We start from the raw sequence: 24,943 nt of genomic DNA, 5'->3' as shown, positions 1-24,943 counted from the left end.
CCGCAGCGAAAACGCTTGGGAGGATGGGCGTGGAGCCGGCCGCCCTGGCGCGACGGTGGCGCGGGGCGGCCGGCCTGTTACACGATGGCGCAGCAGGTTGTGAAATGGTGCCGGTAAATCGTATACAAGAATCGTGCCGTAATCGGCTGCATCCTGATCTGCCGCGTGTGTGGCGGCAGAATGGCGGCCCAGTCCGAGCCAGCCAGCGGGGTCGGGGCGGCGACGATGACACGCCCTACAATGCCAGCCGTTCTTCAATCGAATTTCGCCGCTCCCTGCCGATGCGATGCAGGTGCCGCGCCAGTCTGAATTGCCCATGTCCACCGATATCACTCCCGACTCCGTATCCGCAGACGCTTCGACGACCGAATCGCCCGAACACCTCGATGGCATCGGCAGTGGCGCTGGTGATGGCGCTCTGCCACCGCCTGCCAGCGCGGCGCCGGCCATCACCGATGACGATGGTTCCTCGCTGGCTGCTTATGCGCAGCGCGCCTATCTGGAGTACGCGCTTTCGGTCGTCAAGGGCCGTGCGCTGCCCGATGTGGTCGATGGTCAGAAGCCCGTGCAGCGCCGCATCCTCTACACCATGGACCAGATGGGCCTGGGCTACAGCGGCAACACCGCTGCCAGGCCGGTCAAGAGCGCGCGCGTGGTCGGCGACGTGCTGGGCAAGTACCATCCGCATGGCGACAGCGCCGCCTATGACGCGCTGGTGCGCATGGCACAGGATTTCAGCCAGCGCTACCCGCTCATCGACGGACAGGGCAACTTCGGCAGCCGCGATGGCGATGGCGCTGCCGCCATGCGCTACACCGAGGCACGGCTGGCCAAGATCACGCGCCTGCTGCTCGAGGAGATCGACCAGGGCACGGTGGATTTCGTGGCCAACTACGATGGCTCGTTCCAGGAGCCTGCTCAATTGCCGGCGCGCCTGCCTTTCACGCTGCTCAACGGCGCCAGCGGGATTGCGGTGGGCATGGCCACCGAGATTCCCAGCCACAACCTGCGCGAGGTGGCCGACGCCGCGGTAGCGCTGATCAAGAATCCGAAGCTGGCCGACGAGGAACTCTTCACCCTGATTCCGGGGCCGGACTTCCCCGGCGGCGGCCAGATCATCAGCCCGGCGCACGACATTGCCGCGGCCTACCAGGGCGGGCGCGGCTCGCTCAAGGTGCGGGCGCGCTGGACCATCGAGGAACTGGCGCGCGGCCAGTGGCAGATGGTGGTGACCGAACTGCCACCCAACGTCAGTGCGCGCAAGATCCTCGAGGAAATCGAGGAACTCACCAATCCCAAGCTCAAGGCCGGCAAGAAGGCCCTGACGCAGGAGCAGACCCAGGTCAAGGCCACCGTGCTGTCCGTGCTCGACGGCGTGCGCGACGAATCCAGCAAGGATGCGCCGGTGCGCCTGGTGATCGAGCCCAAGAGCAGCCGCACCGGGCAGCAGGAGCTGATTGCCACGCTGCTGGCGCAGACCAGCCTGGAGACCTCCGCGCCGATCAACCTGACCATGATCGGCATCGACGGCCGGCCCATGCAGAAATCGCTGCGACAGGTGCTGGCAGAGTGGATCGACTTCCGTCGCCAGACCATCACGCGGCGCAGCCAGCACCGCCTGGAGAAGGTGCTCGACCGCATCCACATCCTCGAAGGCCGCCAGCTCATCCTGCTCAATATCGACGAGGTGATCGCCATCATCCGCGCCAGCGACGAGCCCAAGGCCGCGCTGATGGCGCGTTTCAACCTCTCGGAGCGGCAGGCCGAGGACATCCTGGAAATCCGCCTGCGCCAACTGGCGCGGCTCGAAGCCATCAAGATCGAGCAGGAACTCGCCGAACTGCGCGGCGAGCAGCAGAAGCTCGAGGACATCCTCGCCAACCCCGGCAGCCTCAAGCGCCTGATGGTCAAGGAAATCGAGGCCGATGCCAGGGAATTCGCCGATGCACGCCGCACCCTGATCCAGGAGGAAAAACGTGCCGTTGCCGAAGTCAAGGTCCTGGACGAGCCCGTCACCGTGGTGGTGTCCGAAAAGGGCTGGGTGCGTGCGCGCACCGGCCACGGCCACGACGCGCAGGGCTTTGCCTTCAAGGCTGGCGATGCGCTCTATGGCACCTTCGAATGCCGCACCGTGGATACGCTGCTGGCCTTCGGCAGCAATGGCCGCGTGTACTCGGTGCCGGTGGCGGCCTTGCCCGGCGCGCGCGGCGATGGCCAGCCGCTCACCACCCTGATCGAGCTGGAAAAGGGCACCGACCTCGTGCACTACTTCGCCGGCCCGGCCGAGGCGCTGCTGCTGCTGGCGGGCTCGGGCGGCTACGGCTTTCTTTCCAAGGTGGCCCACATGGTCTCGCGCCAGAAGGCCGGCAAGGCCTTCATCAGCGTGGGCGAAGGCGAGACCCTGTGCGCGCCCTCGCATGCGGAGGGCAGCACAGCCTCGGTGGAACTGCCCGCCGCCACCCACGTTTGCGCCGTCTCCACCGGCGGGCGCATCCTCACTTTCGCCATCGGCGACGTCAAGCAACTGGCCAATGGCGGCCGTGGCGTGGTACTGCTGGACCTCGAGCCCAAGGACGCACTGGCCGGTGCCGCTGCCTACACGCGCAGCGTGCGCATCGCCGGCATCGGCCGCGGCGGCAAGGAGCGCGAGGAAACGCTGGAGATTCGCAGCCTCAACAACGCGCAGGGCAAGCGCGCCAACAAGGGCAAGAAAGGCGACTTCGGCTTCAAGCCGAATGCGGTCACGCGGGTGCTGTGAGCTGCCGCACGACGGGAGATTCCCGGTGCTGGCGAGCACGCTGGTGACCGTCGTTTTAGCGCCATGCGTCGTGCGCCGTGCAGCGCGGCTTCCCGGGATGTGCCGGGTTTGAGCTCGGCCGTTGTGGCAGGCTGAGTTGTGCCGCCTCGCTGGGCCGCGCTCATTCGACCGTCACGCTCTTGGCCAAATTACGCGGCTTGTCCACGTCGGTGCCCTTGCCGAGGGCGGTATGGTAGGCCAGCAGCTGCAGCGGCACCACGTGCAGGATGGGGCTGAGCAGGCCGTAGTGCTCGGGCATGCGGATCACGTGGGTGCCGGTGTCGCTGGTGATGTTGGTCTCGGCATCGGCCAGTACGTAGAGCACGCCGCCGCGCGCGCGCACTTCCTGCATGTTGCTCTTGAGCTTTTCCAGCAGCGCGTCGTTGGGCGCCACCACCACCACCGGCATGGCGCTGGTCACCAGAGCCAGCGGGCCGTGCTTGAGTTCCCCGGCAGGGTAGGCCTCGGCGTGGATGTAGCTGATTTCCTTGAGTTTGAGCGCGCCTTCGAGTGCGATCGGGTAGTGCATGCCGCGGCCGAGGAAGAGAGCGTTCTCCATGCGCGTGAAGGATTGCGCCCAGCTGATGACCTGCGGCTCCAGCGCCAGCACGGCCTGCACGGCGCTGGGGATGTGGCGCAGCTGCTGCAGGTGGTCGTTGATGGTCTCGTCGTCCAGGCTGCCCTTGGTCTGCGCCAGCGCCAGTGTCAGCAGGTACAGGCCTGCCAACTGGGTGGTGAAGGCCTTGGTGGAAGCCACGCCGATCTCGACGCCGGCGCGGGTGATGTAGGAGAGCGCACACTCGCGCACCATGGTGCTGGTGGCGACGTTGCACACCGTCAGCGTGTGCGTGTGACCCAGCCCCTTGGCATGGCGCAGCGCGGCCAGCGTGTCGGCGGTCTCGCCCGACTGGCTGATGACGACCACCAGCGCTTTGGGGTTGGGCACCGATTCGCGGTAGCGGTACTCGCTGGCGATCTCCACCTGTACCGGGATGCGCGCCAGCGCCTCGATCCAGTACTTGGCCACCAGCCCGCTGTAGTAACTGGTGCCACAGGCGAGGATGAGCAGCGAATCGATCTCCTGAAAACGCCGCCAGGCACCGTCGCCGAACAATTCGGGGCTGATGGCGAGCACGTCGGTGAGCGTGTCGGAGAGGGCGCGCGGCTGCTCGAAGATCTCCTTTTGCATGTAGTGCTGATAGGGTTCGAGCTCGACGGCGGCGGCAAAAGCCTGCACGGTTTGCACCGGGCGCTGCTCGGGCGTGAGGGCGCGGCCCCCGGCATCGCAGATCCAGTAACGGCTGGCCTGCAGGTCCACCAGGTCGCCTTCTTCCAGGTAGACGATCTGGTCGGTCACACCGGCCAGCGCCATGGCATCGCTGGCGACGAAGTGGCCGCCTTGCTCGGCCGCCACGCCCAGCACCAGCGGCGAGCCGGCGCGCGCGCCCACCAGGCGGTGCGGCTCGTCACGGTGGATCACGGCCAGCGCATAGGCGCCGCGCAGCTGCGCGATGGCCGCCTGCAGGGCCTCGAACAGGTCGCCGTTGTAGCAGCTGTCGATCAGGTGGGCGACGACCTCGCTGTCGGTGTCGCTGAAGAAACGGTAGTCCCTGGCTTCGAGCGCGCGGCGCAGTTCCTCGTAGTTCTCGATGATGCCGTTGTGCACCAGCGCGACGCGCGCGACCGATTCGGGCGGAAAGGCCTCGCGCTGGCCGGGACCGAAGCTGAAGTGCGGGTGGGCGTTGGCCATCGAGGGTTCGCCATGCGTGGCCCAGCGCGTGTGGGCAATGCCGGTGGCTTCGTGCAGGTTCTCGGCCTGTACCTGGGCCTGCAGTTCGGCCACCCGCGCGGTGCTGCGGGTGCGGTGCAGGCCGGCACCCGAGGCCGGGTTCAGGCTGGCCATGTGCACGGCCAGGCCGCACGAGTCATAGCCGCGATACTCAAGCCGGCGCAGACCCTGCAGCAGCACTGGCACCACATCCTGGCGGGAGACGCCGCCGACGATTCCACACATCGCAAAACTCCTGAACTGGTTGCATGAGGTCTGGATGCTAGTGTGGTTGGCGGAATATGTGCTTGCAAAAATGGGTTTTACATGAAATAAAATTGCAAAAAAATGCAGGTCCAATCATTTATTTCATTGATTGATAATCTATGAATGAAAATTTCGACACCATTGACATCCGTCTGCTTGAACAACTGCAGATGGATGCCAGCCAGAGCAACCAGCAACGGGCCGCGCAGCTTGGCATTTCGCCGGCTACCTGCCTGCGCCGCACGCGGCGCCTGCGTGCACTGGGCGTGCTGGAGAAGGAGGTGGCCATCCTCGACCCCGAAGCATTGGCGCGTTGCACGGGTGCGCCCCAACCGCTGGCCTGCGTCGCCGAGATCAGCCTGGACCGCCAGTCGCAGGAAGCATTGCAGGCTTTCGAGGCACGGGCCGTGGTCGAGGCCGGCGTGCAGCAGTGCTGGCGGGTGTCGTCGGGGCCGGATTTCGTGCTGATCGTGCAGGTGGCCGACATGCAGGCCTACCAGTTTTTGGCGCAACGCCTGTTTGGCGAGGATGCCAATGTGCGCAACGTCAAGACCTATTTCGTCACGCGGCGGGCCAAATTCTCCACACGGATGCCGATTGCCGCGGTGGATGCTGCGGCCAGCGCCATAGCGGTTGCCGATTGAGGTGGGGCAGGGCGCGGACCCGCGCGGCGGCTTCATCGGCCGGCCGCCATGAATCTGTAGAATAGCGTTTTTAACAGCCATCCCCGTCCGCCATGTCTGCCTGGGTCCTGCCCGACCACATTGCCGATATCCTGCCGTCAGAGGCACGCCACATGGAGGAGTTGCGGCGCAGCCTGCTCGACGTGGCAGCCACCTATGGCTATGAATTGGTCATTCCGCCGCTGATGGAGTACCTGGAGTCGCTGCTCACCGGCACCGGCCAGGCCCTCGATCTGCAGACCTTCAAGACGGTGGATCAGCTCTCAGGGCGCACGGTCGGCATCCGCGCCGACAGCACGCAGCAGGTCGCCCGCATCGATGCCCATCTGCTCAACCGCGCCGGCGTGGCGCGCCTGTGTTATTGCGGCCCGGTGCTGCACACCATGCCCGAGCGCCCCTATGCTTCACGCGAGCCGCTGCAGTTCGGTGCCGAGATCTACGGTCATGACGGCCTCGAAGCCGATCTGGAGGCCCTCTCGCTGGCGCTCGACTGCCTGCGCAAGGCCGCCGTCAGCAACCCGATGGTGGTGATGGGCGACGTGCGCATCGCCCGCAGCCTGATGGGCGGCGTGATGGTCGGCATGGACACGCTGCGCGCCGTGCATGCGGCGCTGGCAGCCAAGGACGCCTCGACACTGGCACAGCTCACCGAAACCTTTCCCGCCGCGTCGCGCGAGGGCCTGATGGCCCTGCTCGATCTTTATGGCGGTCCCGAAGTGCTGGAAGCGGCGCGCGCGCGCCTAGCGCATTTCCCGCAGGCGCTCAAGGTGCTGGGCGAGCTCGAGTGGATCGGTGCGCGGATGGGTACGGATGCCGCCGTTGGCTACGATCTGGCCGACCTGCAGGGTTACGCCTACTACAGCGGCCTGCGCTTTACCATGTACGCTGACCGATGCACCGATGCGCTGGTGCGCGGCGGTCGCTACGACGAGGTGGGCGCGGCCTTCGGGCGGAACCGCCCGGCGGCGGGCTTCAGCCTCGATATCAAGCAACTGGTCAGCGTGGCCGCCCAGCGGCCGCTACAGGCCGCCATTCGCGCGCCCTGGTCCGAGGATGGGGCGCTGGGCGCGCTGATCCGCAGCCTGCGCCAGGCTGGCGAGACGGTGATTTGCGCCTTGCCCGGCCATGCCTCCGAGGTCGATGAATTTCTGTGCGATCGCGAACTGGTGCACGAAGACGGCAATTGGCGGGTTCATCCCCTGCAGGCACATTCCCAATGAACGGCGTGATGGCCCTGGTGTCCGGTTGCATAAGTTTGCGTCGCACCGAAAACGTCCTGCGCCCCGGCTGCAAGGCGGTTTGAATGCGGCAGGACTTGTGCAACCAGACACTGGCCATCGCCACATGACATGGGCCGCGCAGGCCTGCCGCGTGCTGGGCGCGTGAGCGGATTGGGCGGATTTTCAGGTTTTTCTTTGTTTGGACGGATTTCGACATGAATACAACGGCAACTGCGACAGCTGCGGGGACTGCGGCACGGGCAACCCAGGCCAAAGGCCGCAATGTAGTGGTGGTCGGCACCCAGTGGGGTGACGAAGGCAAGGGCAAGCTGGTCGACTGGCTGACCGAGAGCGCCCAGGGCGTGGTGCGCTTTCATGGTGGACACAACGCCGGCCACACGTTGGTCATCAATGGTGTGCGCACGGCCCTGCACCTGGTGCCCAGCGGCATCATGCGCGCGGGCGTCAAGTGCTACATCGGCAATGGCGTGGTGGTCTCGGTGGCCAAGCTGATCGAGGAAGTCGCCGGCCTGGAAGCGGCGGGCGTCAAGGTGCGCGAACGCCTGCGCGTGAGCGAGGCCTGCCCGCTGATCCTGCCTCCGCACGCCTATCTGGACGTGATGCGCGAACTGGCCCGGGAAAAGAGCGGCAGCGAGAAGATCGGCACCACCGGGCGCGGCATCGGCCCGGCCTACGAGGACAAGGTGGCGCGCCGCGCGCTGCGCGTGCAGGATCTGCTGCATCCCGACCGCTTCGCCAGAAAGCTCAAGGAACTGCTGGGCCTCTATAACCTGCTGCTCACCGAGTTGCTGCACTCGGCCGAGACGCCGGTGCCCGAGAACCTGCAGCCCTATGTGAAGAATGGCGAGCTGCAGTTCGAGCCGATCTACGAGGAGGCCATGCGCCACGCCGAGTGGCTGCGGCCCATGATCGCCGACGTTTCGGTGGAACTCAACGAGGCGCACCTGAAAGGCGAGAACCTGCTGTTCGAAGGCGCGCAGGGCACCTTGCTGGACGTGGACCACGGCACCTACCCGTTCGTGACCTCCAGCAACTGCGTGGCCGGCAATGCCGCTGCCGGCGCCGGCGTGGGCCCGCAGCTGCTGCATTACGTGCTGGGCATCACCAAGGCTTATTGCACCCGCGTGGGCAGTGGTCCGTTCCCGACCGAGCTGGAATGGGAAAAGCCCGGCACGCCCGGCTACCACATGAGCACCGTCGGTGCCGAAAAGGGGGTGACCACCGGCCGCAGCCGCCGCTGCGGCTGGTTCGACGCGGCGCTGCTCAAGCGCAGCGCCCAGGTCAATGGCCTCACGGGCCTGTGCATCACCAAGCTCGACGTGCTCGACGGCCTCGACAAGCTGCAGCTGTGCGTGGGCTATGAGCTCGATGGCCGCCGCATCGACATCCTGCCGCTGGGTGCCGACGACATTGCCGAGTGCAAGCCGATCTACGAAACGATCGACGGCTGGAGCGAATCGACCGTGGGTGTGACCGAGTACGACAAGCTGCCGGCCAATGCGCGGCACTACCTCGAGCGCATCGAGGCCATCACCGGTGTGCCCGTAGCCATCATCTCCACCAGCCCGGACCGCGACCACACCATTCTGCGCCACAAGCCGTTCGAATACGGCCTGAGCGTCTGAACCGCTGAGCGCGGGCAGGCCACAAGACCCCAGAGGCGGGTTCCGATCCGCCCTTCGTCACCCCTTACACCACGAGGACATCCCATGCTGACCGAAGATGGCAAACACCTGTATGTCAGTTACCACGAATACCATGTGCTGGTCGAGAAGCTGGCCCTGATGGTGCACCGCTCCGGCTGGCAGTTCGACATCATCCTGTGCCTGGCGCGCGGGGGCATGCGGCCCGGTGACATCCTCAGCCGCATCTTCGACAAGCCGTTGGCCATCATGTCCACCAGTTCCTACCGCGCCGAGGCTGGCACCGTGCAGGGGCACCTGGACCTGGCCAAGTACATCACCACGCCCAAAGGCCAGGTGGCCGGGCGCGTGCTGCTGGTCGATGACCTGGCCGACACGGGCCACACCCTCGCGGCCGTGGTGAAGATGCTGCGCGAGGAGTACCCGCCGATCACCGAACTGCGCACCGGGGTGATCTGGACCAAGGGTGTCTCGACCTTCCAGGCCGAGTATTCGGTCGAGCACCTGCCGACCAATCCGTGGATCCATCAGCCGTTCGAGCATTACGACAACATGACGCCGGAGCAGCTCGAGAAAAAGTGGAGCCTGTGAGCGCCGCCGCAGCAGCAGCAGCGCTGCGCGCCTGAACCAGCACGCCGCCAGGATCATCCATGGACACGCGCAACAGTACCCGTGTGGCGGCCACTCCCGCCCCCTCTGCCACTGTCGGTGCCGCCTGTCCTTCCTGCGGTGCGGCGATGGAGGTGCTGGAGCTGGAGTCCAACCAGGGCCAGCCGCTCGAACTCGATCTGTGCTTTGCCTGCCACGGCATCTGGTTCGACCATCGCGAGAGCCTGCAGCTCTCGCCCGCCTCCATCCTCGCGCTGTTCAAGACGTTGCACGCACACCGCGACGAGCCCCATCAGCCGCTGCGCGAGCGCATGCGCTGCCCGCGCGGGCCCGAGGCGCTGGAGCGTGGCGCCGACCGCACCAAGAGCGGGGTCTATGTGGTCTACCGATGTCCTGAGCGGCATGGCCGCTTCAGCACTTTCGCCTCGTTCATGGTCGAGAAAGGCTTCGTGCGCCACCTGAATGGCGCCGAGATCCATGCGCTGGCGCGGCAGGTGCGGGTGATCCATTGCAGCAGTTGCGGCGCGGCTGTTGATCTGCGCCGCGACCATGCGTGCCCGTATTGCCGCTCGGCCTTTTCGCTGCTGGATCCGCAGGCGGTCGAGCAGGCGCTGGCCCGCTACCAGGGTGCGGCAGGCGGATCCGTATCCGCCGTGGAGCCAGGCGCTTCCACCACTATGGCGCCCCAGGCGGCCGAGACCTCCGCGGAGGTACTGGTTGCGCAGGAACGGGTACGCATGGAGCACCGGCGCAGGGCCCAGGAACGCCGCCACGAGCCGTTAAGTGGCGGACTCTTCGAGGACGAACTCTGGTCCACCGGGCTGGAACTGGTCTGGCGCACCATCGGCCGCCTGCTGCGCTGAGAGGCGCTGATGGATGCGTGATGCGCGCCGCACGGATGGCGCTGCGGCGTTGCAGGGCTTCAGGCAAACAGATCGCCGGTGCCGGATGCCTCCGGCGGTGCCGCGGCCGCCGAGGCAGATGAACGGCCGGCTGATTCGAGCAACTGCAGCAGGCCGGCCTCGTCGAGCAGCGGCACGCCCAACTCTTCGGCCTTGGCCAGTTTGCTGCCGGCCTCGGCACCGGCCACCACATAGTGGGTCTTCTTGCTGACCGAGCCGGACACCTTGGCGCCCAGGGCTTCGAGCCGCTCCTTGGCCTGCTCGCGGCTGAGCGTCGGCAAGGTGCCGGTCAGCACGAAGGTCTGGCCGGCCAGCGGCTGGCTGGCGGCGTCGCTCGCGGCCAAGCCTTCGCTCTCGGGCCAGTGTAGGCCCTGCGCCTGCAGGTCGGCAATCACCTCGCGGTTGTGGGGCTGCTGGAAGAAGGTGTGGATGCTTTGCGCCACTACCGGACCCACGTCGCGGATGCCCAGCAGCTGCGCCTCGCTGGCCACATCGGCGGGCGTGGCACCCATCAGTGCGGGCAGGCTGCCGAAGTAGCGGGCGATGTCCTTGGCGGTGCGTTCGCCCACATGGCGGATGCCCATCCCGAACAGAAAGCGTGCCAGCGTGGTCTCTTTGGACTTCTGCAGCGCCTTCACGAGGTTTTGCGCCGAGCGCTCGCCCATGCGATCGAGCGCTGCCCATTGGCTGGCGTCCAGCCGGAACAGATCGGCGAGGGTGTGGATGTGCTCGCCGTCAACGAGCTGGTCTACCAGCTTTTCGCCCAAGCCTTCGATGTCGAGCGCGCGACGCTGCGCGAAATGCAGCACCGCCTGCTTGCGCTGCGCCGGGCAGAACAGGCCGCCGGTGCAGCGGTGGTCGACTTCGCCTTCCTCGCGCACCACGTCGCTGCCGCAGATCGGGCAGTGCGTAGGCATGGAAAAGGGCGGTGGGTCGCCCACGCGCTTGTCGGGCAGGCTGGCGACGACCTCGGGAATCACGTCGCCGGCGCGGCGCACGATCACCGTATCACCCACGCGCACGTCCTTGCGGCGCGCTTCCATCTCGTTGTGCAGCGTGGCGTTGGTGACGGTGACGCCACCGACGAACACCGGCGCGAGCTTGGCCACCGGGGTCAGCTTGCCGGTGCGGCCGACCTGCACGTCGATGGCCAGCACGGTGGTGAGCTGCTCTTGCGCGGGGTACTTGTGGGCCACGGCCCAGCGCGGCTCGCGCGAGACGAAGCCGAGGTCGCGCTGCAGCGTCAGGCTGTTGACCTTGTAGACCACGCCATCGATGTCGAAGGGCAGCTGGTCGCGGATGGCTCCGATGTGCGCATGGAACTGCACCAGGCCTTCGGCGCCGTCGACCAGGCGTCGCTCGCCGTTGACCGGAAAGCCCCAGGCGGCGAAGGTGTCCATCATGCCGCTCTGGGTCTGCGGCTGCGCATCCCAGCCCTCGATGGCACCCCAGCCATAGGCAAAGAAGGACAGCGGACGGCTCGCGGCAATGGCCGGATCGAGCTGGCGCACCGCACCGGCGGCGGCATTGCGGGGGTTGGCGAAGGTGCGCTCGCCGCGCGCGCCCTGGGCGATGCGCTCGCGCTGGCGCTCGTTGAGCGCCTCGAAGTCGTCGCGGCGCATGTAGACCTCGCCGCGCACCTCGACGAGTGCTGGCGGTGTGGCGGTCTGCAACCGCATCGGAATCTGGCGGATGGTACGGATGTTCTGCGTGACGTCCTCTCCGGTCTCACCGTCGCCGCGCGTGCTGGCCCGCACCAGCTGGCCATGCTCGTAGCGCAGGTTCATGGCCAGGCCGTCGAACTTCAACTCGGCCTGGTACTGCACGGGCGGATCGCCTTCGAGCAGACCCAGCTCCTTGCGCACCCGTGCGTCGAAGGCACGCGCGCCCTCGGGGCTGATGTCGGTCTCGGTGCGGATGCTCAGCATTGGCACCGTGTGATGCACCGTGGGGAAAACCGCCAGCGCGGCGCCGCCCACGCGCTGCGTGGGCGAGTCGGGGGTGATCAGCTCGGGATGGGTGGCCTCGAGCGCCTGCAGCTGCTGGAAGACCCGGTCGAACTCGGCATCCGGCACTTCCGGCGCATCCAGCACGTAGTAGGCATGTTCCCAGCGGCGCAACTGCTGGCGCAGCTGTTCGGCCTGGGCGGCCACGGCGGTTGGCGCAGCAGGTGCGGGGACGGCGTCGGATGTTCCGTCGGTGCGGATGGTGTTGGTCACGGAAGGCGTGCTGGCGTATGGCAAAGGGGCTGCCGGTGTTCTGGCGAAGGGGCAGGCCGGATCGGCCTGACGTGGCGGTCCTGGGGGCGGGTTCGTCTGTCTCAGCTGAACAGCTTCAGCGCGGCCGGACTGCCGGCGGCAATGCCGCGCGCTTCCAGGCTGTCGTAGAGGCGGTCGATGTCGCCGGCGATGGGCTCCATCACCATGGCCGGCAGGCTGCGGCCCTGCGGGTCGGCGAGGGAGCCTTCCATGGTCGCGGCCAGGCCCTCCAGGGCGGCACGCAGCCGGGCAAAGGCGTTTTCGCTGCGGTCCACGTTGGGGACGTCCAGGGTCAGCACGATCTCGTGGATGGGCGCGTGATCGAGGTCATCGGCCAGCGCGGCCTGCGGATCATAGTTGAGCACCAGCACCGGCGGCGCCAGCGGATTGCTGGCTGGCACCACCAGGCGTCCTGGCGTCACTGATGGCTTGAAGCCATATTCGGCCGCGCACTGGCGCACGTAGCCGGGGCTCCAGGTGGCGCGGCGGGCCACCAGCATGAAGCTGAGCACTGCGTCGTTCTGCGCGGCAAAGCCGTCGATCTCGCGGGCCCGCGCGACCTCGTGCAGCATGTCCGGGAAATCAGGCGCGCCGGCCACGGCATCGGCGAACTCCTGCGACTTGACAATGAATTCGGAGAACTCGATCTCGTTGAGCGCACCCTGCCGGTTGGCCAACTGGATGCCCGCCTGGAATTGGCCGTAGCGCGCGCCGAGGCGGGGTGACTCCCAGATCTGGTTCTGCAGGTTCAGACCCTGGATGACGAACTGCTTGTTGCCCACCCGCCGCGTCGGTGGCAGCGCAGCCAGGGCGGCGTCGCCGGAGACGGGCTTGTCCAGCTCGATGGGCACGATGCTGAAGACCAGGCTGTCGAGCTCCTGGCCATGGCTGGGCGCATGGGCTGCGCCATTGGCATGGACCTGTGCCTGCGCCTGCGCCGGAGCGGGCGCTGCGGGATGGGCGGACTGGGGGGCGCCCGTTGCCTCAGCAGCTACGGCATCTGGAACGGGTGCGGAATGGGCGGATTGCCCGGCAAAGGCTGTGCCATCGAGCCGTGGCTCGGCCCCTTCGGTTGGCGCCGCTGCGCTGGCATGGGCATCAAGCGCCGGTTCCTTGCGCTGGGCCGGATCGGCGGCCGCTTCGATCTCGGCCTGGCGGGCCTTGCGCGGGGCATGGGTGCTGTTGTACCAAGTGTTGTAGGCGATGACCGCCAGCACCACGATGATGCCCAGTAGAACCAGTGAAATTTGCAGGGTGCTCATAATGCCCGCTATTGTAGTTTTGAGACGCTTGCCCAAGGGTGAGAATGCCCGTCAGTCGCCGCCCGTCTGCAACATGCATGCCGTCTGATGGACCGGGAAGATGTCGGGGAGCGGAGGAAGGCGGCAGGGAGTTCAGGCCGCAGCCTTGCGGGCCGCAGCAGGGCCGCCATTTGCGCCCTCATCATTGCCGGGCAGCAGCAACTGCGCTTGCCGGGCCACCTCCACGCATTCGCGCAAATGCTGCTCGCCCAGGTAGCGTAGCGCCGCATAGCCAATGCTCGCCGAGATCACCTGGCCGGCCAGCGGCACGAATTTCGCGGCCTGTTTGCCGCTCATGCGCAGGCCGATGCTGGTGGCAAGCTTGATGACCATCTCCCGCGTGACCAGTTTGCCTACCAGCACCGAGCCGACCATGGCCACGGCCTTTTGCACTTGTTCACGTTTTTCAGGGTGCAATGCGTCGATTTGCTCGGGCGTGAGGCCGAATTCGCGGTTGATCTGCGGGATCAGCCTGGTCAGTAGCGCTGCGTCGGCGGCCCAGTCCAGCCCCGGCAATGGCAACGAACTGGCGACCGCAGCCAACAGCGCCTTGCGGTGCAGGATCTTCTTGCTGCGGAGCACCGCTGCTTCGAGCCGGGGATCGCCTTGCGCCAGATCCTGTGCGCTGGGGTGGTGGTCGAATTTCGGAAGATGCATGCAGGACTCCATGGTGATGAATGGCATGTCGAACGCTGAAGGCCAAAGACCAGGCGCGAGGCTGGCCGGCAGCGCCAGATGACAACGAGGGCGCCACCGGCGTGGTGCGCCAGCGAGCCGCCCTCGAGAAAATCGTGAACAGGTTCTTACTTCTTGTTCTTGGTCACCAGGCCCCAGATGAACAGCAGCGCGATGGCGCCCAGCACCGAGGCGATGAAGCCGGCAGATTCTCCTTCCTGGTACCAGCCGAGCTGCGCGCCGATGAACTGCGCGAAGAACGAACCGGCCACGCCCAGCACCGCCGTCATGATCCAGCCCATGGCGTCGTTGCCGGGCTTGATGGCCCGCGCGACCAGGCCGGCGATGAGACCGATCAGAATGGTCCAGATGATTCCCATGTCACTCCCTTTCTTGCCCCGATGGGGATGCTGGCCCGCCCGATGCGGGCCATGCGCGCTATTAAAGCAAAAATGCAGCAACCCTGCCGTCCGCTGACTGGTCCAGTCCGGGGCCGGCAGGAGGGAGGACCCCTGCGCTAAACTGCTTCGTTCCGTCCCACGCGATTGCCACGTCCCATGAACGCCAACCCGTCCCCCGCCGTTGACTCCCGGCCCCAGCCCGTCATGCCGGCACCCTTGTTGGTGCTGGGCATCGAATCCTCCTGCGACGAGACCGGCGTGGCGCTGGTGCGGGCTGAGCCGCAGCGCGCGGTGCCGGCGCTGCTGGCGCATGCGTTGCACAGCCAGATTGCCATGCACCGGCTGTATGGCGGGGTGGTGCCCGAACTGGCCAGCCGCGATCACATCCGGCGGGTGCTGCCGCTGGCGCAGCAGGTGCTGCGCGAAAGCGGGCATGCGCTGGCCGACATCGACGTGGTGGCCTACACCAAGGGGCCGGGCCTGGCCGGAGCACTGCTGGTGGGGGCGGGTGTGGCCTGTGCGCTGGGTGCCGCGCTGCACAAGCCGGTGCTGGGCGTACACCATCTGGAAGGCCATTTGCTCTCGCCCTTTCTGAGCGCCGACCCGCCCGAGTTTCCGTTCGTGGCACTGCTGGTCTCGGGCGGGCATACACAACTGATGCGCGTCGATGGAGTAGGACGATACGCCCTGTTGGGCGAGACCATCGATGACGCTGCTGGCGAGGCCTTCGACAAGTCCGCCAAGCTGCTGGGCCTGCCATACCCGGGCGGGCCGGTGCTGGCGCAGTTGGCCGAGCAGGGCGATGCCCAGGCCTTTGCGCTGCCGCGTCCATTGTTGCGCGCCGGGAACCTGGATTTCTCGTTTGCGGGCCTGAAGACGGCCGTGCTCACGCAGGTGCAGAAGCTTGAGGCGCAGGGCCCTGAAGTACTGCAGGCGCGCCGCGCCGACCTGGCTGCCAGCACCCAGGCGGCCATTGTCGAGGTGCTGGTCAAGAAATCGCTGCTGGCCTTGCGGCAAACGGGTCTCAGACGCCTGGTGGTGGCCGGCGGCGTGGGTGCGAACCGGCAACTGCGGGCCCAGCTCGATGCGGCCTGTCAGGTGCGTGGCATCCGGGTACATTACCCGGAGCTGTATCTCTGCACCGACAACGGCGCGATGATTGCCCTGGCCGCGGCCATGCGCCTGCAGGCCGGTCAGCAGCAGGCTGTTTGTGACTATGCCTTCGATGTGCGGCCACGCTGGCCGCTCAATGCCTTGCCGAGTGCGGCTTGAATGTAGATTTCCTTTATTTCTGTATTGACAGAAATAAAGGAAATCATAGAATCGGCACCATGGAACTGACACCAAGCGCTCAAAGATTCGTACTCCACTGGGGCGAGATGGGGGCGGCATGGGGCGTCAACCGCACGGTGGCGCAGATCCATGCACTGCTGTTCTACCATGGCCAGGCGTTGCATGGCGAGGAGATCGCCCAGACCCTGGGCGTGGCCCGCTCCAATGTCAGCAACAGCCTGCGCGAGCTGCAGTCGTTGCGGCTGGTGCGCGTGACCCAGGTGCTCGGTGACAGGCGTGACTATTACGAGACCTCCGCTGATGTCTGGGAACTGTTCCGCACGATCGTGCGCGAGCGCAAGCAGCGCGAGTATGACCCTACGGTGCGAATGCTGCGCGAACTGGTGGCCGATCCCGGCTTCGAGAACGAGGCTGCCGGCACCCGGGACCGCGTGCGCGAGACGCTCAAGCTGATGGAGTCGCTGGGCATCTGGGCCGACGAGATGCTGCGGCTTTCCCCAGGCACCATGCTCAAGGTGCTGGATTTGGGTGCCAAGGTGCAGAAGTTCGTGCGCGGGGACGCCGCATCCAGGCAAGACCCGCCATGATGAGTTTCCGCTGAAGGTCGATGTTTTCAAAATTTTTTGGCTATTTATTTCTGTATAGACAGAAACAAAAGAATAAATAGAAATAACTGAAAGATGAATCCGATCCGTTGTGCAACCCGTTTCAAGGAGCCTGATATGTCCGATACCGTGGCTTTTCCGCTGACCATCTTCTATGACCGCAGCTGTCGCCTGTGCCGCAGCGAAATGCACAACCTCAAGCTGCGCGATCAGGCAGACCGGCTGCGCTTGGTCGACGCTTCGCAGGCCGAGCAGTTGGCCGGTCTGGCGCTGGGCGTGCCGCAGCAGGAGCTGCTGGCATTGATCCACGCCCGGGATGCGCAGGGGCGCTGGTTGCGGGGCGTGGCGGTGTTCGAGGCCGCCTATGCGGCCGCCGGCCTGGACTGGGTGGCACGGCCGCTGCGCTGGCCGGTGGTGGGACCGCTGGCCAGGCGTCTCTATCCCTGGGTGGCGCGCCACCGCAACCGCTTCCCGCAGTGGCTGGCCTGGCTGCTGTTCGAGCAGGCCTCCCGCCGCGCCGCAAGGCGGGCTGTTGCGCGCAGCCGTTGCGACGCCGGGCAATGCGGCCTGTGAGCAGGTTCTCGCGCCAATTCTGAATGTGAGGACAACCCTGTCGCAGACCCTGGCACATCAGCCTGCGGCAGGCGCTTGATCGAAGCGAGTGATGTGCCACGCAGGCATGCCGGTTTGCATGCCGTTGAAAGGAGCGACACCATGAACACCTCTTTGCTGATCATCTCCATGCTGCTGGGCATTCTCGGGCCTTGGGCCGCGCTGGCCTATATGCGTCCCATCCTCGCCGATGTGCTGCGCGCGTTGTGCACAACCGGACAGGGCGTTGAATTCTGGTTGCGCAGTGCCAATGTGCTGGCTATTTCCGGCACCCTGTTGCTGATTCTGAGCTTTGGCGACTTCGATGCCGGTAGCAGTGTTGCCGGCAGTCTGCGCCGCACCACCTGGCTGGTGCTGGCCGGCATTTTCATGACGGTGGCCTACATCACCCGCAGTGTGCGCAGGCAACTGCCGGCAGCGGATCGGGTGGACGCAGGGGTGTTGCCCATGACACTTGCCACGGGCGCCATGCCCGCCGCACCTGGCGCGCCTGTTGCACTTGACGCAACGGTGGCCCGTGATTGAGCCGGGATGCTCGAACCAGCGAGGCCTTGAAGAACATGAATGACATGAAGAAAAAGAAAGGAGCTTGCCATGCGGGTTCTGGTCTGTGGTGCCAATGGATTCATTGGCCGGCATGTTGCGCAGGCGCTGGCCTGGCACGGTCATCAGGTGGTGCATGGCGTGGCGCGCCTTGGGCCGGCACAGCAGGCAGGGCGCGAGGAGTACCATATCGATTTCGTGCATGACGTGACGGAGGATGCCTGGCTGCCCCGGCTGGCGGGCATCGATGCTGTCGTCAATGCCGTGGGGGTGTTGCGCGACACCCGGGCGCGGCCGGCCCAGGCCGTGCATGCGGCGGCACCAGCGGCCTTGTTCGGGGCCTGTGCGACGGCGGGCGTGCGGCGACTCATCCACATCAGCGCGCTGGGGATCGAGGGCAATCCGACCATCTATGCCCGCACCAAGCGCAAGGCGGAGGACGCACTGCTGGGCCTGATGGAGGCGAGGGCGCTGGCCGGCACGCTGGTGCGGCCCAGCGTGGTGTTTGGCCCCGGGGGCGCCAGCAGTGCGCTGTTCCTGCAACTGGCGCGTCTGCCGCTGCTGGTGCTGCCACGGGTGGCCGGGCAGACGCGCATCCAGCCCGTGCATGTGCTGGAACTGGCCGAGGCTGTTGCTCAGCTGCTGGCTGGCGAGGTTGCCGGGGTAGCGGCGACTCATGCGCCCGGAGTCCTGGATGCCGTCGGGCCGCAGCCATTGTCACTGGTGGATTTCATCGCCAGCCTGCGCCGTCAACTCGGCCATGCGCCGGCACGGGTCTGGCTGTGCCCGGATGGGCCCACGCGCCTGAGTGCGCGGCTGGGCGACTGGCTGCCTGTGACGCCCTGGGGATCGGAGGCACTGGCGCTGCTCAGCCACGACAACGTGGGTGATGCACAGAGCATGGCACAGCTGCTCGGGAGAGCGCCCACCCATCACAGTCAGTTGCTGCGATGCCAGGGCGATGGGCGTGAACTGGAGGTGGCGTAATGCCGATATCCAGCGGTGAACGCGGGCTGTACCGCAGCGTGGCGGTGGTGTGGCTGGGCACGGCCCTGGTCAGCGCCCTCAACTGGAGGGGCGCGGGCCAGGCCTTGCTGGCCGAGGGCGGCGTGCAGGCACCGCACTGGCAACTGACGCTGATGACGGCCGGTACGCTGTGGGACCTGGTCATTGGCGTGTGGCTGTGGCTGGCACCGGGACGGCGCAGTTTCTGCTGGGCGCTGGCCGGCATGCTGGCGATGACGCTGCTGGCCAGCCTCTGGCTGCCCGGACTCTGGCTGGATCCGTTGGGGCCACTGCTGAAGAACCTGCCGATCACGGCGATTCTCTGGTACGGGATACAGACCGGACGCGGTGCCGAGCCGCCGCAATCCGAACACCGATGAAACCCGATAGGGATCAAGGAGGATGTCATGAACACCTATTTGCTGCTCAAATGGTTGCACATCATCTCCAGCGTGCTGCTGGTGGGGACAGGCTTTGGCACGGCCTTCTATCTTTTCTTTGCCAATCGCAGCGGCAATGTGGCGGCGATTGCCGTGGTCAGCCGGCTGGTGGTGCGGGCCGACTGGTGGTTCACCACCCCGGCGGGCCTCGTCCAGCCGATCAGCGGGCTGGCTCTGGTGCATTTGGCTGGCTGGCCCTGGGATGCGCCCTGGCTGCTGTTGTCGCTCCTGTTGTATGCGGTGGCCGGGCTGTGCTGGTTGCCGGTGGTCTGGCTGCAACTGCGCATGGCGGCGATGGCCGCCGCTGCCGCTGCCGAAGGGGCGGCGCAACTGCCGCCGCGCTACCACCGCTACGCACGCTGCTGGGAAGCGCTGGGCTACCCGGCCTTTCTGGCCATGGTGGCGGTGTACTACCTGATGGTGAACAAGCCGGCTCTATGGGCTTGAAGGCTTGAGAACTGCCGGGTGGCTGAGGAGCCGCCAGCGGACCCTTTATGGAAGACCAGCAGACATAGGGAAAACACGGAGAAAAAAGGGTCGATCTGGTCGTTTCTGGTCCTTTAAATGTCGTTAGCTGCTGTTAAAGTAGACAGTCTGTGCGGATTTGTGCGGGTTGTTACGTAGTGGTAACCACTGGGTAATGGCTGGCCGGCATGGTCCGCCACGCCATCGCTCCTTGGCCGCTCTACCGCTGTGGTGTCGGCCTGTCTTCCTGAACTCCCCCTTCTCTAGAGAGATTCCATGACAAGTACGCTTGCCATTGTCGTTTCGCTGCTTCTGTTGATGTATTTTGCGTACCGCGGCGTCACGGTGCTGATCCTGGCGCCGCTGATGGCGGGCCTGGCCGTGCTGCTGTCGGGCGACATCGGCCTGATGCTGCCGATCTATACCAGCACCTTCATGTCGGCACTGAGCAACTATGTGCTGCAGTTCCTGCCGATCTTTCTGTTGGGGGCGCTGTTCGGCCAGCTCATGGCCGACTCGGGTGCCGCCAATACGCTGGCGCGCTGGATCGTGCAGGTCATCGGCGAGAAGCATGCGGTGGCTACCGTGGTGGTGGCCTGCGCTCTGCTGACCTATGGCGGCGTATCGCTCTTCGTGGTGGCGTTTGCCATCTACCCGATCGCGCGCAGCCTGTTCCGGGCCGCCCACATTCCGAAGCGGCTGATTCCGGCGGCGATCGCGCTGGGCTCGTTCACCTTCACGATGACGGCAATGCCGGGCACGCCGGCGATCCAGAACGCCATCCCCATCCCGTACTTCGGCACCAATGTGTTTGCGGCGCCGGGGCTGGGCATCATTGCCTCGATCATCATGCTCGCCGGTGGCCTGTGGTGGCTGCATGGCCGGGTGGCCAAGGCGCATGCCAACGGCGAGGGCTATGGCGAGCATGACGAATCGGCCGAGCAGGCCGAGGGCGGGCAGGGCCAGGCCGATGGCCGCTATTCCATCATGCCGCTGCCGCTGGCATTGCTGCCATTGCTGCTGGTCGTCGGTGTCAACGCGCTGTTTGTCTATGCCGTGTTTCCGAACGTGGATTTCTCGTTCCTGGCCGAGCCGTTCCCGCAGGTCAGCCCGCAGCGCATCGTCGGGCTGTGGTCGCTGATCATCGCGCTGGTGGTCGCCTGCACGGCGCTGATCCTGGTGCGCCTGGGCCGCTGGGGCAATCTGAAGGAGACCGTCAACAAGGGTGTGTTCGGTTTCATGCTGCCGCTTTTCAACACAGCCTCCGAAGTGGGGTATGGCGCCGTCATCGCCGGGTTGGCGGGCTTTGCCATCATCCGCGACGCCGTGCTCAACGTGGCGCCGAACAACCCGCTGATTTCCGAGGCGGTGGCGATGAACGTGCTGGCCGGCATCACCGGTTCGTCCTCGGGCGGCCTGAGCATCGCGCTGCAGACCCTCGGGGCCGATTACCTGCGCATGGCCGAGGAGATGGGCATCAGCACCGAGCTGCTGCACCGCGTGGCGGTGATGGCTGCCGGCGGCATGGATACCCTGCCGCATTGCGGCGCCATCATCACGCTGCTGTCGATCTGCAAGCTCACGCACCGCCAGTCCTACCTGAACATCGCGGCGGTGACCATGCTGTTCCCGCTGCTGGCGCTGGCCGTCGTGATCACGCTGGGCACCTTGTTCGGCAGTTTCTGAGTGGGCGCAGAGGATCCATCCGGGCATGGTTTTATGGCATCGCGCGCGCAATGGCGACAAATTGACAAGCCACCCATGGAAAAAGAGGCGGCTCCTTTGCTATAATCGCCTGTTTTACAGCGTAGTCGCTGGCCGGGTGGTCATGTCGCGTGTCTCAAGCGCTGTGGATTTGCTGGCAATCGTGCCGGGCCTTTGGGGGCCAGTGCGATTGCATTTGACTGATTCCAAGGAATACTGAACATGGTCGTTATCCGACTCTCTCGCGGCGGCTCCAAGGCTCGTCCCTTCTACAACATCGTCGTGGCTGACAAGCGTGTGCGCCGTGACGGTCGTTTCATCGAGCGCATCGGTTACTACAACCCCAACGCCCGCGGTTCCGAGCAAGGCCTGCGCCTGGCCCACGACCGCCTGAGCTACTGGCAGAGTGTTGGCGCCCAGGCGTCTGACACCGTGCAGCGTCTGGCCAAGCAGGCCGCTGCCGAGCAAGCCCAGACTGCTGTTGCCGCTGCGGCCTGATCGGGCCGAATGAATGGTGCCGCCGCGGGCGGCACGGTTCATTGCAATGGAATGCGGCAGACCACCAAGGGCGTGGTGCATTCCGCACATCACAGGTATTGATGTCCGCACATGCGGCACAATACCTGTTTTTTCATGTCCGCCAGGTGTTCGTCCCCAATGGCCAAAACCGCTCCCCGTCACCTTCCGCTGCCCGCATCTTCGTCTGCTCCGGATCAGAAGAAATCGCAGCGAGCCAATGCCGACCCGACCGCATCCACCGCGCACGCGGCGGCTGTGCGCAGCAAGGTCGTGCAAGCACTGGCACCTGCGCAGGTCGATGCGGCGGCCTTGCCGTCCGATCTGGTGGAACTGGGGCACGTTCTGGGGGCGTGGGGCGTGCGCGGCGCGGTCAAGCTCGCGCCTTACAGCGCCGATGCCCAGGTACTTCAGCAGGCTGCAGTGTGGTATTTGCTGCCGCCTGCCACCGGGCGGCGACCGGCCGGTGGCGCGCTGCGTGCGCCGCTGAAGCTGGCAGTGCAGCAGTTGCGCGAACAGGGCGATGGCCTGGTGGCCTCGTTCGAGGGGCTGGATGATCGCGATGTGGCCGAGGCCTTGCGCGGGGCGCAGATCGCGGTGCCGCGTTCGGATTTCCCGCCGTTGCCCGAGGGCGAGTATTACTGGCTCGATCTGCTGGGCATGGCGGTGCACAACCGCGAAGGTGTGCTGCTGGGAACCGTGCAGGATATGCTCTCCAACGGCCCGCAGTCGGTGCTGGTGGTTCAGCAGCAGGAGGAGGCCGGCATGACCGAGCGGCTGATCCCGTTCGTCGAGGCCTATGTCGATGGGGTCGATCCGGCTGCGCGGCTGATCCGCGTGGATTGGCAGCCCGATTACTGATCGAATGATCGGCGGTTCGCAGGTACGCGCCACCAGGCCGGCGGCCCGGTTTGGCTGCGGCAGGGGCGCTGCTTTCCCAGGATGGATTGGCGGCGGTTTGTGAGACATTCGGGCCCGACCCATGCGTTTTGACATCATCACCCTGTTTCCGGAACTGATCGCTCCTTATCTGGAGCATGGCGTCAACCGCCGTGCCACCAGCGCGGCTGGTGTGCAGGTGCGTTTCTGGAATCCGCGCGACTTTGCCGAGGGTGCTTATCGCCGTGTTGACGACCGTCCATTCGGAGGCGGTCCGGGCATGGTGATGCTGGCCGAGCCGTTGGCACGCTGCCTGCAGGCCATCCGTGAGGAGCGTGCTGAGCCGCCACCGCAGGCCGCGCCACTGCTGTTCTTCTCGCCCGTCGGGCAGGTGCTCTCGCATGCGCTGGTGGCGCGGCAGGCCGGGGCGCCAGCCGGTGCCATCTTGCTGTGCGGGCGTTACGAGGGGGTGGACCAGCGCTTCATCGATGCCCATGTCGACCAGCAGATCAGCCTGGGGGATTTCGTGCTCTCGGGTGGTGAGGTGGCCGCGGCGGTTTTCCTCGATGCAGTGCTGCGCCTGCAGCCGGCCGTGTTGCACGATGCGCAAAGCCATGCGCAGGACAGTTTCAACCCGGCCATCTCGGGCCTGCTCGACTGCCCGCATTACACCCGCCCCGAGGTCTGGCAGGGCCGGTCGGTGCCTGCGGTGCTCACCAGTGGCGATCATGCCCGTATTGCCCGCTGGCGCCGCCAGCAGAGCCTGGCGCTGACGGCACGCCAGCGCCCCGAGCTGCTGCAGCAGGCCAGGCAGCAGGGCTGGCTCGACCGTGCCGATGAGCGCTATCTGGCCGAGAGTCCGCCGGCAGAAAATCCTGGTCAGACCGGCTGACAGTACGCTATAATGGTGGGCTTTGATCCTCTACCCTGGGACAACAGCCTGTTTAAGAAACCTTGGACAGGCTCCGAGAGCCGCTTGTGGCAACAACCAACCCGGGCACGATCTGACAGGACGAAAGATGAGCAATCTGATTCAAATCCTCGAAGCCGAGGAAATTGCCCGCCTGAACAAGGAGATCCCCGATTTCTCCCCTGGCGATACCGTGATCGTCAGCGTCAACGTGGTCGAAGGCAGCCGCAAGCGCGTGCAGGCCTACGAAGGTGTGGTGATCGCCAAGCGCAACCGCGGCCTCAACAGTGCCTTCACGGTGCGCAAGATCTCCAGCGGCGAAGGTGTCGAGCGCACCTTCCAGACCTACAGCCCGCTGATCGCCGGCATCGTGGTCAAGCGCCGTGGCGATGTGCGCCGCGCCAAACTGTACTACCTGCGTGAGCGCAGTGGCAAGTCGGCCCGCATCAAGGAAAAGCTGCCTTCGCGCGTCAAGACCAGCAACGCCGCATAAATTGCCGCGTTGCCCGGGTTCTGGGCGCACAGCCAAGGCCGCCAGCCACCATGCTGGCGGCTTTTTTGTGTCTGCGGGATGCGGGCAGGTTCCCTGCACGGCTCCGTCTGGTGGGTGATACAGCCTGCGGCGGAACATGCCAGAATCACAAGCCATGAGCGAACAGTCCAGCGATTCATCCTCCAGAGCCCATCCATCGCCGCTGGTGCTGCCTGTGGGCTTTCGCCCGCAGGATGTGCCGGTGGTGGCGGTCGATGATGCACTGCCGGTGGTACCAGGTGCCGAACAGACCCTGGCTGCGTTGCGCGCGCGCTTTGCCAGCCGGCCGGTCTGGACGCCGGAATGGGTGAATGAGAGCAGTGCTGGTGCTGGCATGCGCATCACGCCCGTGCGTGCGGCTGTGCTGGTGCCCATCGTCGGGCATGCGCAGCCGACGGTGCTGCTGACGCAGCGCGCCGCGGCCCTGCGCAAGCACTCGGGGCAGATTGCCTTTCCGGGCGGCCGCATCGACCCGGGCGATGTCAGTGCCGAGGCGGCCGCGCTGCGCGAAGCGCAAGAGGAGATTGGCCTGGCGCCCCGGCGCGTCGAAGTGCTCGGCGAGCTTCCCAGCTATGTGACGGGTTCGGGCTTCGAGGTCGTGCCGGTGGTTGGCCTGGTGCCGCCGGGCCTGGCGCTGCACGCCAATCCCGGCGAGGTGGATGACATCTTCGAGGTGCCGTTGGCTTACCTGCTCAACCCGGCCAATCACCGTCACCAGCGCTATCGCCAGGGCGAGGTGTCGCGTGAGTGGCTGTCGATGCCATACCAGGATGCTGCTGGCGGCGAGCGCTACATCTGGGGCGCGACAGCCAGTATCCTGCGCAATTTCTACCGGTTCATGCAGGCGCCTCGGCCAGCTGCGATGCCGCCGCTGGATTCAACGATGGATTGAAC

Annotated in this window: 24 protein-coding genes; 19 read left to right on the top strand and 5 right to left on the bottom strand. The window is 66.0% G+C overall.

Annotation, left to right across the window (positions count from 1 at the left end; all coding sequences use genetic code 11):
• Positions 1-316: 316 nt before the first annotated feature.
• Positions 317-2,758, top strand: a complete 2,442-nt coding sequence (gene parC, locus EV687_RS05030) for a DNA topoisomerase IV subunit A (RefSeq protein WP_122227228.1) — start codon at positions 317-319, stop codon at positions 2,756-2,758.
• A gap of 160 nt (positions 2,759-2,918) precedes the next feature.
• On the opposite strand, the gene glmS is transcribed toward parC, so the two are convergent.
• A complete protein-coding gene (gene glmS, locus EV687_RS05025) occupies positions 2,919-4,811 on the bottom strand; it encodes a glutamine--fructose-6-phosphate transaminase (isomerizing) (protein ID WP_122226725.1) in 1,893 nt (630 codons plus the stop codon).
• A 140-nt stretch (positions 4,812-4,951) separates the two neighbouring features.
• Here glmS and EV687_RS05020 point away from each other — a divergent pair, with 140 nt between their 5' ends.
• The 5 genes from EV687_RS05020 (at position 4,952) to EV687_RS05000 (ending at position 9,871) form a co-directional block, all read left to right on the top strand.
• A complete protein-coding gene (locus tag EV687_RS05020; RefSeq protein WP_122226724.1) occupies positions 4,952-5,476 on the top strand; it encodes an Lrp/AsnC family transcriptional regulator in 525 nt (174 codons plus the stop codon).
• Positions 5,477-5,568: 92 nt separating this feature from the next.
• Positions 5,569-6,735: an ATP phosphoribosyltransferase regulatory subunit gene (locus EV687_RS05015; RefSeq protein ID WP_122226723.1), complete on the top strand. Its 1,167-nt coding sequence runs from the start codon at positions 5,569-5,571 to the stop codon at positions 6,733-6,735.
• Between the two features lie 215 nt (positions 6,736-6,950).
• A complete protein-coding gene (locus tag EV687_RS05010; RefSeq protein WP_122226722.1) occupies positions 6,951-8,381 on the top strand; it encodes an adenylosuccinate synthase in 1,431 nt (476 codons plus the stop codon).
• 84 nt (positions 8,382-8,465) lie between these two features.
• The gene (locus EV687_RS05005) at positions 8,466-8,990 is read left to right on the top strand and encodes a phosphoribosyltransferase (RefSeq protein WP_122226721.1); all 525 of its coding nucleotides are present in this window, start codon (positions 8,466-8,468) and stop codon (positions 8,988-8,990) included.
• A gap of 59 nt (positions 8,991-9,049) precedes the next feature.
• Complete coding sequence (locus tag EV687_RS05000) at positions 9,050-9,871, top strand: TFIIB-type zinc ribbon-containing protein (RefSeq protein WP_122226720.1); 822 nt, start codon at positions 9,050-9,052, stop codon at positions 9,869-9,871.
• A gap of 59 nt (positions 9,872-9,930) precedes the next feature.
• Here EV687_RS05000 and ligA read toward each other — a convergent pair whose 3' ends face one another.
• The 4 genes from ligA to EV687_RS04980 all read right to left on the bottom strand — a co-directional run bounded on the left by ligA (position 9,931) and on the right by EV687_RS04980 (position 14,524).
• Complete coding sequence (gene ligA, locus EV687_RS04995; RefSeq protein ID WP_423201063.1) at positions 9,931-12,129, bottom strand: NAD-dependent DNA ligase LigA; 2,199 nt, start codon at positions 12,127-12,129, stop codon at positions 9,931-9,933.
• Positions 12,130-12,230: 101 nt separating this feature from the next.
• Positions 12,231-13,430, bottom strand: coding sequence for a cell division protein FtsZ (locus EV687_RS04990; protein WP_122226719.1), 1,200 nt, complete (start codon positions 13,428-13,430; stop codon positions 12,231-12,233).
• 132 nt (positions 13,431-13,562) lie between these two features.
• Positions 13,563-14,126, bottom strand: coding sequence for a hypothetical protein (locus EV687_RS04985; RefSeq protein ID WP_242612470.1), 564 nt, complete (start codon positions 14,124-14,126; stop codon positions 13,563-13,565).
• Between the two features lie 146 nt (positions 14,127-14,272).
• A complete protein-coding gene (locus EV687_RS04980) occupies positions 14,273-14,524 on the bottom strand; it encodes a GlsB/YeaQ/YmgE family stress response membrane protein (protein WP_122226718.1) in 252 nt (83 codons plus the stop codon).
• 225 nt (positions 14,525-14,749) lie between these two features.
• Here EV687_RS04980 and tsaD point away from each other — a divergent pair, with 225 nt between their 5' ends.
• From tsaD to EV687_RS04915, 13 genes are all read left to right on the top strand, one after another.
• Positions 14,750-15,817: a tRNA (adenosine(37)-N6)-threonylcarbamoyltransferase complex transferase subunit TsaD gene (gene tsaD, locus EV687_RS04975; protein ID WP_122226717.1), complete on the top strand. Its 1,068-nt coding sequence runs from the start codon at positions 14,750-14,752 to the stop codon at positions 15,815-15,817.
• Positions 15,818-15,876: 59 nt separating this feature from the next.
• Complete coding sequence (locus EV687_RS04970; RefSeq protein WP_122226716.1) at positions 15,877-16,425, top strand: GbsR/MarR family transcriptional regulator; 549 nt, start codon at positions 15,877-15,879, stop codon at positions 16,423-16,425.
• Positions 16,426-16,560: 135 nt separating this feature from the next.
• On the top strand, positions 16,561-17,016 hold the full coding sequence (locus EV687_RS04965; RefSeq protein ID WP_122226715.1) for a thiol-disulfide oxidoreductase DCC family protein: 456 nt from the start codon (positions 16,561-16,563) through the stop codon (positions 17,014-17,016).
• 141 nt (positions 17,017-17,157) lie between these two features.
• Entirely contained in the window at positions 17,158-17,580 is a 423-nt protein-coding gene (locus EV687_RS04960) for a hypothetical protein (protein ID WP_122226714.1), read from the top strand.
• 69 nt (positions 17,581-17,649) lie between these two features.
• Positions 17,650-18,585: an NAD-dependent epimerase/dehydratase family protein gene (locus EV687_RS04955; protein WP_122226713.1), complete on the top strand. Its 936-nt coding sequence runs from the start codon at positions 17,650-17,652 to the stop codon at positions 18,583-18,585.
• Positions 18,585-18,983 (top strand): DoxX-like family protein, encoded by a 399-nt coding sequence (locus EV687_RS04950; RefSeq protein ID WP_122226712.1) that lies wholly within the window; start codon positions 18,585-18,587, stop codon positions 18,981-18,983. The genes EV687_RS04955 and EV687_RS04950 overlap by 1 nt, the downstream gene beginning before the upstream one ends.
• A gap of 27 nt (positions 18,984-19,010) precedes the next feature.
• Positions 19,011-19,490: a DUF2269 family protein gene (locus EV687_RS04945; RefSeq protein ID WP_122226711.1), complete on the top strand. Its 480-nt coding sequence runs from the start codon at positions 19,011-19,013 to the stop codon at positions 19,488-19,490.
• A gap of 294 nt (positions 19,491-19,784) precedes the next feature.
• The gene (locus EV687_RS04940; RefSeq protein WP_122226710.1) at positions 19,785-21,194 is read left to right on the top strand and encodes a GntP family permease; all 1,410 of its coding nucleotides are present in this window, start codon (positions 19,785-19,787) and stop codon (positions 21,192-21,194) included.
• A gap of 240 nt (positions 21,195-21,434) precedes the next feature.
• Entirely contained in the window at positions 21,435-21,710 is a 276-nt protein-coding gene (gene rpsP, locus EV687_RS04935) for a 30S ribosomal protein S16 (RefSeq protein WP_122226709.1), read from the top strand.
• Between the two features lie 159 nt (positions 21,711-21,869).
• Positions 21,870-22,589: a ribosome maturation factor RimM gene (gene rimM, locus EV687_RS04930; RefSeq protein WP_122226708.1), complete on the top strand. Its 720-nt coding sequence runs from the start codon at positions 21,870-21,872 to the stop codon at positions 22,587-22,589.
• Between the two features lie 121 nt (positions 22,590-22,710).
• Complete coding sequence (gene trmD, locus EV687_RS04925) at positions 22,711-23,499, top strand: tRNA (guanosine(37)-N1)-methyltransferase TrmD (protein ID WP_122226707.1); 789 nt, start codon at positions 22,711-22,713, stop codon at positions 23,497-23,499.
• 127 nt (positions 23,500-23,626) lie between these two features.
• Positions 23,627-24,010 carry a 50S ribosomal protein L19 gene (rplS, locus tag EV687_RS04920; RefSeq protein WP_122226706.1) on the top strand — a complete coding sequence of 128 codons (384 nt, stop codon included), beginning with the start codon at positions 23,627-23,629 and terminating at the stop codon, positions 24,008-24,010.
• A gap of 154 nt (positions 24,011-24,164) precedes the next feature.
• Positions 24,165-24,941: a CoA pyrophosphatase gene (locus tag EV687_RS04915; RefSeq protein ID WP_122226705.1), complete on the top strand. Its 777-nt coding sequence runs from the start codon at positions 24,165-24,167 to the stop codon at positions 24,939-24,941.
• Positions 24,942-24,943: the final 2 nt, after the last annotated feature.

The organism is Corticibacter populi (assembly GCF_004217315.1).
GTDB classification, from domain to species: Bacteria; Pseudomonadota; Gammaproteobacteria; order Burkholderiales; family Burkholderiaceae_C; genus Lampropedia; species Lampropedia populi.
The sequence above is the reverse complement of the archived record's forward strand: the minus strand, read 5'-3'. Positions and strand labels throughout refer to the sequence as shown.

Bases quoted from the DNA above. Each gene is read 5' to 3' on its own strand.
- parC (WP_122227228.1), top strand. From the start codon at position 317: ATGTCCACCGATATCACTCCCGACTCCGTATCCGCAGACGCTTCGACG.
- glmS (WP_122226725.1), bottom strand. From the start codon at position 4,811: ATGTGTGGAATCGTCGGCGGCGTCTCCCGCCAGGATGTGGTGCCAGTG.
- EV687_RS05020 (WP_122226724.1), top strand. From the start codon at position 4,952: ATGAATGAAAATTTCGACACCATTGACATCCGTCTGCTTGAACAACTG.
- EV687_RS05015 (WP_122226723.1), top strand. From the start codon at position 5,569: ATGTCTGCCTGGGTCCTGCCCGACCACATTGCCGATATCCTGCCGTCA.
- EV687_RS05010 (WP_122226722.1), top strand. From the start codon at position 6,951: ATGAATACAACGGCAACTGCGACAGCTGCGGGGACTGCGGCACGGGCA.
- EV687_RS05005 (WP_122226721.1), top strand. From the start codon at position 8,466: ATGCTGACCGAAGATGGCAAACACCTGTATGTCAGTTACCACGAATAC.
- EV687_RS05000 (WP_122226720.1), top strand. From the start codon at position 9,050: ATGGACACGCGCAACAGTACCCGTGTGGCGGCCACTCCCGCCCCCTCT.
- EV687_RS04990 (WP_122226719.1), bottom strand. From the start codon at position 13,430: ATGAGCACCCTGCAAATTTCACTGGTTCTACTGGGCATCATCGTGGTG.
- EV687_RS04985 (WP_242612470.1), bottom strand. From the start codon at position 14,126: ATGCATCTTCCGAAATTCGACCACCACCCCAGCGCACAGGATCTGGCG.
- EV687_RS04980 (WP_122226718.1), bottom strand. From the start codon at position 14,524: ATGGGAATCATCTGGACCATTCTGATCGGTCTCATCGCCGGCCTGGTC.
- tsaD (WP_122226717.1), top strand. From the start codon at position 14,750: ATGCCGGCACCCTTGTTGGTGCTGGGCATCGAATCCTCCTGCGACGAG.
- EV687_RS04970 (WP_122226716.1), top strand. From the start codon at position 15,877: ATGGAACTGACACCAAGCGCTCAAAGATTCGTACTCCACTGGGGCGAG.
- EV687_RS04965 (WP_122226715.1), top strand. From the start codon at position 16,561: ATGTCCGATACCGTGGCTTTTCCGCTGACCATCTTCTATGACCGCAGC.
- EV687_RS04960 (WP_122226714.1), top strand. From the start codon at position 17,158: ATGAACACCTCTTTGCTGATCATCTCCATGCTGCTGGGCATTCTCGGG.
- EV687_RS04955 (WP_122226713.1), top strand. From the start codon at position 17,650: ATGCGGGTTCTGGTCTGTGGTGCCAATGGATTCATTGGCCGGCATGTT.
- EV687_RS04950 (WP_122226712.1), top strand. From the start codon at position 18,585: ATGCCGATATCCAGCGGTGAACGCGGGCTGTACCGCAGCGTGGCGGTG.
- EV687_RS04945 (WP_122226711.1), top strand. From the start codon at position 19,011: ATGAACACCTATTTGCTGCTCAAATGGTTGCACATCATCTCCAGCGTG.
- EV687_RS04940 (WP_122226710.1), top strand. From the start codon at position 19,785: ATGACAAGTACGCTTGCCATTGTCGTTTCGCTGCTTCTGTTGATGTAT.
- rpsP (WP_122226709.1), top strand. From the start codon at position 21,435: ATGGTCGTTATCCGACTCTCTCGCGGCGGCTCCAAGGCTCGTCCCTTC.
- rimM (WP_122226708.1), top strand. From the start codon at position 21,870: ATGGCCAAAACCGCTCCCCGTCACCTTCCGCTGCCCGCATCTTCGTCT.
- trmD (WP_122226707.1), top strand. From the start codon at position 22,711: ATGCGTTTTGACATCATCACCCTGTTTCCGGAACTGATCGCTCCTTAT.
- rplS (WP_122226706.1), top strand. From the start codon at position 23,627: ATGAGCAATCTGATTCAAATCCTCGAAGCCGAGGAAATTGCCCGCCTG.
- EV687_RS04915 (WP_122226705.1), top strand. From the start codon at position 24,165: ATGAGCGAACAGTCCAGCGATTCATCCTCCAGAGCCCATCCATCGCCG.